The organism is Vibrio sp. V39_P1S14PM300 (assembly GCF_009904765.1).
GTDB classification, from domain to species: Bacteria; Pseudomonadota; Gammaproteobacteria; order Enterobacterales; family Vibrionaceae; genus Vibrio; species Vibrio proteolyticus.
In genome coordinates this window covers 1-9494 of record NZ_WXWP01000085.1, presented here as the reverse complement: position 1 = coordinate 9494, position 9494 = coordinate 1, and the positions used below count along the sequence as shown (strand labels likewise).

The following is a 9494-nucleotide window of genomic DNA, read 5'->3' as shown; positions in this document are numbered from 1 at the left end:
GTCATTGACATTGCTGATGTTTTTACGCGTTAGCTTCTCGCTCAGTGATAAAATTCAGCGCCAATTTAATACGCGCAATCACTCGCTCACGACCAATCAATTGCATAACAGCATCCACAGATGGAGACTGACCACCACCGGTGACTGCAACGCGCAGCGGCATGCCGATCTTACCCATACCGATTTCCAGTTCGTCACACACTTCTTTAATAACGTTATGCAGGTTCTCGGTAGTCCAATCAGACAGCGCTTCCACTTTCGCCAACGCCAACTCTAATGGCGCTTTAGCCACGCCACGCAGGTGTTTCTTCGCCGCGCCCGCTTCAAACTCAGAGAAATCTTCGTAGAAGTATCGAATTTGCTCCGCAAGCTCAACCAAAGTATGGCAACGTTCACCGACCAGTTGAATCACGTCCGTAATGACCGGGCCATTGTCTGTGTTCAGCTTTTGGTTGTCTAAGTGCCATTGCAGATGTTCAGCTACGTACTGCGGATCAGACGTCTTAATATAATGGTTGTTCAACCACAACAGCTTTTCGGTATTAAAGGCCGACGCAGACTTAGAAATGGCGTTCAGGCTAAACATTTCGATCATTTCTTCTTGAGAGAAGATTTCCTGATCGCCATGTGACCAACCTAAGCGAACCAGATAGTTGCTCAGAGCATTCGGTAGGTAGCCTTCATCACGGTATTGCATGACAGAAACCGCGCCATGACGCTTAGACAGTTTCGCACCGTCATCGCCCAGAATCATCGCACAATGAGCAAAGGTCGGAACGGGTGCGCCCAGCGCCTCGTAGATGTTGATCTGACGAGGCGTGTTGTTGATGTGGTCTTCACCGCGGACAACGTGAGTAATACCCATGTCCCAGTCGTCTACCACCACAACAAAGTTGTAAGTTGGTGCACCATCCGTACGACGGATGATCAGATCGTCCATTTGTGCGTTACTGATCTCGATACGACCACGAATTTGATCATCGAAAACCACGCTGCCTTCTTTTGGATTGCGGAAACGTACCACACACGGGTCACCGTCTTTTGCCGCCGCGTTAGCCGCCACTACTTTCGGATGGTTCGCGTCGTAACGAGGCATCTCTTTATTCGCTTCCTGCTCTGCGCGGATCTCTTCGAGCAGTTCTTTAGACGCGTAGCACTTGTACGCTTTGTCTTCCTCCAGCAGCTTTTCGATCACTTCATCATAACGATCAAAACGTTTAGATTGGAAATAAGGACCTTCATCCCACTCCAGCCCCATCCACTTCATCCCCTCCAGAATCGCGTCTACGGCTTCCTGAGAGTTACGCTCCAGGTCAGTGTCTTCGATACGCAGAACAAATTCACCACCCTGGTTCTTTGCATATAACCAGGAATAAAGTGCAGTACGTGCACCACCAACGTGAAGATAGCCAGTCGGGCTAGGAGCAAAACGAGTTTTAACCGTCATTTGTCATTTACCTTTATGAGAACACTTCTGCTGAGATCATCAGCGCGAGCAATAGTTGGGCGGTATTCTAGCACTCCAGAAACATTCACGACAATTCGCCCTAAAGAAAACTTTTGTTCTCCGGGGGGATAAAGTACTCGTCCCCTCTTCTAACCTCAGTAAGCATCGTTGGCGATTCGGCAAGAAACTATCTTGAAAGAAAAAGCATCCAAAGGATTCACTCACAAATTGAATCAACGTTTTTGTTTATTTTTCCTGCTTGACCTTACCCTTGCGGCAAGGTTTATGCTCATTTACAGTAAACAAAAAGCAAGGATTTCAACATGAACCATTTCTCTATTGCCCTTTCCGGGCTCAGCTGTATGGGCTGTGCGAGAAAAGTCGAGCGCAGCCTGCAAGAGAACACCGACGCCGAAATTATCGAGCTGTCTCCGACACAGGTTGTGGTCAATACCTCCAAGTCGTTTGAGCAAATCCGGCGCCATATTACTGCGCTCGGTTATCAGGCTGGCAATAATGTTGAGCTGAATCTGTCAGGGCTGAGTTGTGACCACTGTGTCAACAAAGTCCGCACCGCACTGGAAGCAACTGAATCGGTCAGTGAAATCAGTATCGACACTCAACACCTGAGTGTTTACACCCCTCTCGCCCCGGAAGACATTATCGCGATCGTTGAGTCACTGGGATACCAAGCAATTCCGGCTGACTCAGCCGTACCCCCACAAGCAGATGAAGCACAAGTGAGCGCGCAAACTCAGGCGCAACATACACCTGACACAAAAGCCTCACCGGATAGCCTTGCGACTCACCTGTTGATTGAAGGCATGACCTGCGCAAGCTGCGTCTCCTCTGTTGAACGGGCTCTGTTGTCGGTTGAGGGCGTAGACAAAGCGCAGGTGAACCTGGCTGAACAAAGTGCGATCGTCTTTTCAAATCTGGCGCAGCCACAGTTGACCCAATCCCTGACCGATGCGGTTCGCACTGCAGGTTACAAAGCCAAACTGGTGGCCGACCCTGCCACGCAGCAGGAAGAGCAAGCCAAACAGTTGAAACAGCAACAACAGTGGCACCTGAGTGCCGCCATTAAAGGCTTAATCATCGGCGCCCCCCTTATGTTATGGGGAGTATTGGGTGGCAACATGATGATCCGCAATGCCAGTGATCAGTTCGCTTGGGGCATCGTGGGGTTGCTCTGCTTATGGTTGCTGGCCACGGCCGGACGCGACTTCTTTATCAACGCCTGGCAGGCACTGAAACACAAACGAGCGACCATGGATACATTGGTCGCTCTGGGCACGGGGTCGGCTTGGCTGTACTCGATGCTGGTGATTGCTTTTTCTGATTGGTTCCCCCCCGCCGCGCGTCATGTTTATTTTGAAGCCAGTGCGATGATAGTCGGCCTGATATCTCTCGGTCATTACATTGAAGCCAAGGCCAAAGCCAAAACCACCCGTTCACTGCAGGCTCTGATCAATCTGCAGCCTCAAACCGCGACTTTAATAGGCCCTCAAGGCGACGAAAGTATTGCGGTTGAGCAAATTCAGCTCGGCATGCAACTGCGCATCAAGCCGGGCGAGAAAATTCCGGTCGACGGAAAAGTAGTGAGTGGTGAATCGTATGTGGATGAATCGATGCTGACCGGCGAACCTCTTCCGGTCATCAAGCACACTGGCGAACCTCTCTCAGCCGGAACACTGAACAGTGATGGTTCACTGGTAATGGAAGCCACAGGTATCGGCGCTCAGACCATGTTGGCACGCATCATACGTCTGGTCCGTGAAGCGCAAAGCAGCAAACCTGCCCTTGCCAAATTGGCTGACCAGATTTCAGCGGTCTTTGTTCCCGTGGTAGTCGCGATTGCCATTGTGGCAGCGCTGATCTGGTTTGCCGTTGGCCCGGATCCAAGAGCAAGTTATATGTTGGTTATCGCGACAACCGTACTGATCATCGCCTGTCCATGCGCGCTGGGGCTGGCTACGCCACTTTCGGTCACCGTTGGCGTTGGCAAAGCTGCCGAAATGGGGATTCTGATCAAAGACGCCGATGTGCTTCAATCCGCCAGCAAAATCGACACGGTGGTGTTCGATAAAACCGGCACCCTGACTCAGGGCAAACCCGGTGTGCAGCAGGTGTTTACGTTTGGTATCAACGAACCGGCACTGCTTGAGCTGCTTTATACCGCCGAACGTCAGTCAGAGCATCCACTTGCCAAAGCCATCTGCCAGTATGCACGAGAGCATCAGGCGAATACTCTGGAAGTAGACACATTTGAAAACGTGAAGGGCCGAGGTATTAAAGCCACCATCGCAGGCCGGCGTATCTCGGTGGGCTCTCTGCAATACCTTGCTTCCTCTGGCGTGGATATGAGCATCGCGAAAGAGGCACAGGCCACGTTAGAGCGCAATGCTTGGACCCCCGTGGCCATTGCCGAGGAACAAAAGCTTATCGGCTTAGTCGCCATTGCAGACCCGCTGAAAGCCGAATCTCAAGACACGATTCAAGCATTGAAACAGTTGGGAATCCATACCGTGATGCTGACTGGTGATCACCAGTCTGTTGCGGATGCTATCGGTCAACAGCTCGGCGTTGATCAGGTGATCGCTCAGGTTCTGCCGGATGAAAAAGCTGGCCATATTGAAGCGCTCAAAAAACAAGGACGTAAAGTCGCCATGGTGGGTGATGGCATCAATGATGCTCCGGCTCTGGCGTTAGCAGATATTGGTATCGCGATGGGCAGCGGCAGTGACGTGGCGATTGAAAGTGCTCAGATGACTTTACTGAATTCTTCACCAATGGCTGTACTCAAAGCGATTGAACTGTCGAAGGCAACCATCAGAAATATGAAACAAAACCTGTTTGGAGCCTTTGTTTACAACTCCTTAGGCATTCCGGTTGCGGCTGGAGTTCTGTATCCGGCCTTTGGCTTCCTGTTAAGCCCGGTCGTTGCTGGTGCGGCGATGGCTTTGTCGTCAATCACAGTCGTCAGCAACGCAAATCGACTAAGATTATTTAAGTCCACTTTTGATTCTTAAGAGGTCAATATGAAACTAAAAACACTCTCGCTGCTGGTTCTGAGCGCGTTATCGACACAAGCACTGGCTGCCGAAATCATTAACCACAAATCACCCTACTGTGGTTGCTGCAGCGAATGGACCAAACACATGCGTGACGCTGGCTTTACTGTCACAGAAAAGCTGCACAAAGACATGAACAGCGTGAAGCAGCAGTACGGAGTTAAGCCTGAACTCGCTTCCTGTCATACTGCTGAAATCAATGGTTACGTGTTTGAAGGCCACGTGCCAGCCAAAGATATCAAGGCATTTCTCGATAACCCACCAGCCAATGCCAAAGGTTTAGCTGTACCGGGAATGCCTGTTGGCTCACCTGGTATGGAGTACGGAGACCAAAAAGACGCGTTTCATGTTTATGCGTTTAACGAGCAAGGCCAGGTCTACACCTTCAGCAGCTATAACCAATAAAGAAAGCCCCGTAAGACGGGGCTTTCTTACCTAAAATCTGAACGGATGTAAGTCACAACCTGATTTACACGATCCCATGGGATCGGATCAATCGTCGCATTCTCTGATTTTGCGCGCTCAAGAATATCTTGGTATTCCCAGCCTTTTCGATAGCTTGCTGCATCCCTGCCGTCAATGCTTTTATCACTCTCTTTCACTGGCGCGATCTCATCGATAAAGGTGTAAGTACCGCACCCAGACAGCCAAACTTTAGCCTGACCATTAGGGAGCAAACCAAAAACTACTTCATTCTCAAAGCAACTCACATTTTTATTATAAAGAAACTGTTGCCTCGCCAACATTTTAGTTTTGATCTCTTTCGATAACTTGAGTTGAGTGACAAAGAAGCGCTGATCAAACAGTGAGGTCCAGTAAACGTAAATACTATCAGGTAAATATCTCATCGCTGCAATCTGAGGCAAGCGTCTATTGCCGGATCCAAGGGGAAGAGCAAATCCGTCATAGTCAGGCAGCAACGCTCTAATATTAGATAAACGACTTGCCGCCATTGCCGCAGCGCTCGTGTCATTGTGCATCAGTGAGGTCCAATCTTGTGCCTCATTGATGCCATACGAACGACCTACTTTTACAGGATAGAATGAAGGAGTGCTAATCCTAACCTGCCATGGGGGAAAATCCTCAGGCAAGCTAGGAGAGCGAACGAATGCCAACACCGGAAAACTCAGAACAAAAACGAACACTGCAATTAAATGACGAATCAATTGATATTCCTAACTCAGTGAGGGAGATGTCCACAATAACATCGCTTAATGGCTAAAAGTCTTTGTTCTAAAGTCTGGACGAAGATAAGTCACAACCTGATTTACACGCTCCCATGGGATCGGATCAATCGTCGCATTCTCTGATTTTGCGCGCTCAAGAATATCTTGGTATTCCCAGCCTTGTCGATAGCTTGCTGCATCCCTGCCATCAATGCTTTTATCACTCTCTTTCACTGGCGCGATCTCATCGATAAAGGTGTAAGTGCCGCACCCAGACAGCCAAACTTTAGCCTGACCATTAGGGAGCAAGCCAAAGACTAAATCATTTTCGTAACAGTTCATTCGGTTGTCGTAGAAAAACTGCTTTTGGATCAACATCTTGGCTTTCAATTGTTCTGAAAGGTGAAACTGAGTGACAAAGAAGCGCTGATTAAATAATGATGTCCAATAGAGATACACCGTATCTGGTAAATGGTTCGTTTCAGCTATTTGACGTACGTACGAAACAGGAGGCCCTAAATACAGCTCAAAACCATCGTATTCGGGGAAGTCTACACGGACATTGGAGAGGCGGCTGGCAGACATTCCCGACATATGATTATGCAATAATGAAGTCCAGTCCTCGTTTTCATTCACTCCAAAGCCTCTATTAACAACAGCGGGATAAAAAGATGACATTGTGATGCCAACCCTCCACGCCTTAAGATCGTCTGGTAACTCAGGCAGATGAGTAAATGCACGAGCCTGATTGACAAAAAGGAGCAAGAACAACGCCAATATCAATTTCATGGAATCGTCGACCAGAGGTGAAAGTTGCGGTAACCAAGTTATCTTGGTTTGAAAGTGTATATCTTATTGACCTTGTCCCAAGGTATTGGCGTCAAGCTAACCTTCTCTTCATCAGCACGCTTTTGAATGCGCTCAAAGGTCCAACTGCTACGATAGCTTTCTGCATTACGTCCATCGGTATCTTCACTGTTTTCTGCTGCGGGTTCGAGTTCTGTCAGGTAGGAAAAACGATTGCAACCGGCGATCCAAACTTTGGCATGACCATTCGGTAATAATCCGAAAATCAAATCACTTTGGTAACAAGTGCGTTTGGCATTGTATGGACTCGTGGTCAGTACCATCATGCGTTGCTTGATATCATCCGTAAGTTCGAACTTGGTAACAAAAAAGCGCTGATTAAACAGTGATACCCAATATAAATATACGGTGTCTGGTAAATGGTTCGTTTCCGCTACCTGTCTTATGTAATTAACACCTGTACCAATATACAAACCAAATCCATCATAGTCAGGATCTAAACTTCTAACACCTTTCAAGCTTGTGGAGCCTATTGCCGCACTGGGCAACTGATTATGCAAAAGTGAAGTCCAATCCTCATCCGAATTAACACCATACCCTTGAGTGATATAAGCAGGATAAAATGAAGGAGACGCTATACCAATACGCCAAGCTAAAAAGTCATCTGGAATATTTGCGGCACTGGCAAAAGCATGTGCAGATAAACACGGGAATACTGTACAAAACAGGGCTAGCCAACGGATCATTTAACTTTCCTTACATTCAAAAACTTGCCTAATATACTGACCAGTCACTTTATGTTTATTTGGTTTGTTAGCCAGACCATTATCCGAAGAGTGGTGAATTAAATTAGCGGCGCGTAATGTATCCATGAGACGTACTTTAGTAAGCTCCGAGTAGATTGTATCTTGTAAGGCAGACTTCAGTACATTTCCAGCTAACGCATTTACATCCAGATCACCAATTTTACTAACAACCCTGTAATGTTTATGTCCCTGATTATCGAATTCTTTTTCTGAATCTGTAAGGAATGGAACGCACCTAGCCTGTGCCAAGCCATACATTAATCTGAGATAAATTCTTGACAGATCACCTTCTACGACTCTCTTTTTATATAGTTTCCCGATCAAGACTGGGCGGTTGCCCGCACCTCTGGAAACAAACTCTTTCGTATAATTGGAGGCTTCCCACCCTAAACTGACCTCCTTGGCCAGTTCCACATCTAGTCGCTTGCTAAGATACTCCCGTGTTCTTTCGTAGCTGTATACATTATCATTGTGAGGACGCTGCACTTTAGCAATGCACTTACTTTCCAAGCGTGGGAGCAAATACTCTGAATCGTCATAATATCCCGTAGCGTGATATCCGCCGCCTAAATCGGAGTGCGCTCCCGGTAATACGACTTCTAAAAAATGCCCGGCAGGGTTGAGCTTATTGAGACAAAAGTTGTAACGATATTCCGTTGTGGGATGCGCGGTCAAATGTACTGCGCTCTTTACTTTAGCAGGATCTAACCACAACCGGACATCGCCGTTGTCATTGTTGTGAGGAGTGAAGTCAGCCCGTCCAAAATCCACTATCGCCGCAACAGTATCAAACAGCCCTACAAAATTAGCGCAGCAATTTCGGGATTCATTCCAAGCGAAAGAGGAGGATAGAACTATTCCCTGAGATACCATCGCTTTTTCTAAGTTTTGAGCCAATTCACCACGACTTCCTTCAGCCATCACGTTAACAAAATGACGTGCTGCAGCAGCCCCGCGACTAAAACCAAAAACATCAAACTCAATACATCCTATCCCGTCAAACGTATAAGGTTCGATATCGACAGACAATTGAGACATGCGGTTACAGAGCTGTTCAATCCCCGTCGATACTTTGGCAACCACACCATAGTCACCGGTCCCTAGCGCCTGCCCTGGAAAAATGGACTCATCGGCTGGCTCGATTGCAGTACCATTTCCTGTGCCGATTCCGGTTACGTATTCTTTCAAAATATACGTGCTACTTTTATCGAGAGTATGAGGCTCCAAAGCAAAACTCGAATAAAGGTCATACAGTTTTTGTATGTTGGTCAGTTCATTTGTTGCACTACCATCAACGCTCTCATCATCTTGCCAGAACCAATAAAAACGATCGTTTGGATAACTAAAACAGTTGCCGGGTAAATCTTTAATTTTCACCTCAGAAGGAGAAATCCCTGCTTTTTTAGCAATTTCATTTTTACCTTGCTCAAAGCGTTGTTTCCATTCACCAATATACCGCTCAAACTGTTGCTTGCCCCATTGGGCACTGAATGTGTTGTTTCCTGTGCCATCGAAGAACATCCCGACGCGAAGCGTGATGTAATTAAACCCTCGCACTTTGATCAGGTAGCTGTTCCCCGACTCCAGATTTATCATATCGGCTTTGCCCGCTTGATGCCGCTCTGGCAACACTTGCTCGGGTTGCAGTACGACAAAATCCCCCGCCGTGGCATTCAGAAGTTGTCTGGGGGTGGCTTTATATCCCACTACGTTTTCTTCAATCCAGACACAGACAGGATCTTGCTCACCTTGATATGGTTTGCGCGCTTCCGAGTCCTGTAACCACGCAGGGTTGTCAAATTGTAGCTCGACGGCTCCTTGAGCAATATTACATAATAGAATGTTGCCTTGGCTGGCCTTGACAGGAAAACACTTGCCCGCACTATCTTTGAGTACTCCAGGCACGCTGTTAAACGGCTGGTTGTGCTCATCCACCAAGCGAATTTCAATCCAGTTGAGTTCACTGGCACTGCTACTCACCGACTGCTGTTGTTCCGCTTTATCGGTCCCGCCTTGCCAGAAAACACTGTGCTCTGGTGGATAACCTCCCTGGTCATCGGACGCCTTCGTCGGCTTTTGGTTCACCGCCGAAAGCGTACCTGCATTGCTGTACGCCTCTGCGGCCGCATCGTAATCGTAGGCATTGTCCTTCCAGAACATGGATGTCTCGGGCGGAAATGGAAATGGCTTACTC

7 protein-coding genes are annotated in these 9494 nt (G+C 47.9%); 2 read left to right on the top strand and 5 right to left on the bottom strand.

The features are described 5' to 3' along the window. Positions 1-22: 22 nt before the first annotated feature. Positions 23-1447 (bottom strand): glutamate--tRNA ligase, encoded by a 1425-nt coding sequence (gene gltX / locus CAG65_RS04000; protein ID WP_161452342.1) that lies wholly within the window; start codon positions 1445-1447, stop codon positions 23-25. 323 nt (positions 1448-1770) lie between these two features. Between gltX and CAG65_RS03995 the strand changes: the two genes are divergently transcribed. Together CAG65_RS03995 and CAG65_RS03990 are read left to right on the top strand one after the other, a co-directional pair. Beyond that, positions 1771-4479, top strand: a complete 2709-nt coding sequence (locus tag CAG65_RS03995) for a heavy metal translocating P-type ATPase (RefSeq protein WP_161452339.1) — start codon at positions 1771-1773, stop codon at positions 4477-4479. 9 nt (positions 4480-4488) lie between these two features. Continuing rightward, positions 4489-4926, top strand: a complete 438-nt coding sequence (locus CAG65_RS03990; protein ID WP_161447724.1) for a DUF411 domain-containing protein — start codon at positions 4489-4491, stop codon at positions 4924-4926. A gap of 26 nt (positions 4927-4952) precedes the next feature. Here CAG65_RS03990 and CAG65_RS03985 read toward each other — a convergent pair whose 3' ends face one another. The 4 genes from CAG65_RS03985 to CAG65_RS03970 all read right to left on the bottom strand — a co-directional run. Continuing rightward, on the bottom strand, positions 4953-5687 hold the full coding sequence (locus CAG65_RS03985) for a DUF2931 family protein (protein ID WP_021705804.1): 735 nt from the start codon (positions 5685-5687) through the stop codon (positions 4953-4955). Positions 5688-5732: 45 nt separating this feature from the next. Beyond that, positions 5733-6476, bottom strand: a complete 744-nt coding sequence (locus tag CAG65_RS03980) for a DUF2931 family protein (RefSeq protein ID WP_161447722.1) — start codon at positions 6474-6476, stop codon at positions 5733-5735. 38 nt (positions 6477-6514) lie between these two features. Beyond that, a complete protein-coding gene (locus CAG65_RS03975; RefSeq protein ID WP_161452335.1) occupies positions 6515-7240 on the bottom strand; it encodes a DUF2931 family protein in 726 nt (241 codons plus the stop codon). Continuing rightward, positions 7241-9494, bottom strand: a 2254-nt coding sequence (locus CAG65_RS03970; protein ID WP_237668740.1) for a phospholipase effector Tle1 domain-containing protein, incomplete at its 5' end; no start/stop codon positions are given. It lies immediately after the preceding gene.

Coding starts and splice junctions, on each gene's coding strand:
- CAG65_RS03990 (WP_161447724.1), top strand. CDS start 4,489: ATGAAACTAAAAACACTCTCGCTGCTGGTTCTGAGCGCGTTATCGACA.
- gltX (WP_161452342.1), bottom strand. CDS start 1,447: ATGACGGTTAAAACTCGTTTTGCTCCTAGCCCGACTGGCTATCTTCAC.
- CAG65_RS03980 (WP_161447722.1), bottom strand. CDS start 6,476: ATGAAATTGATATTGGCGTTGTTCTTGCTCCTTTTTGTCAATCAGGCT.
- CAG65_RS03995 (WP_161452339.1), top strand. CDS start 1,771: ATGAACCATTTCTCTATTGCCCTTTCCGGGCTCAGCTGTATGGGCTGT.
- CAG65_RS03975 (WP_161452335.1), bottom strand. CDS start 7,240: ATGATCCGTTGGCTAGCCCTGTTTTGTACAGTATTCCCGTGTTTATCT.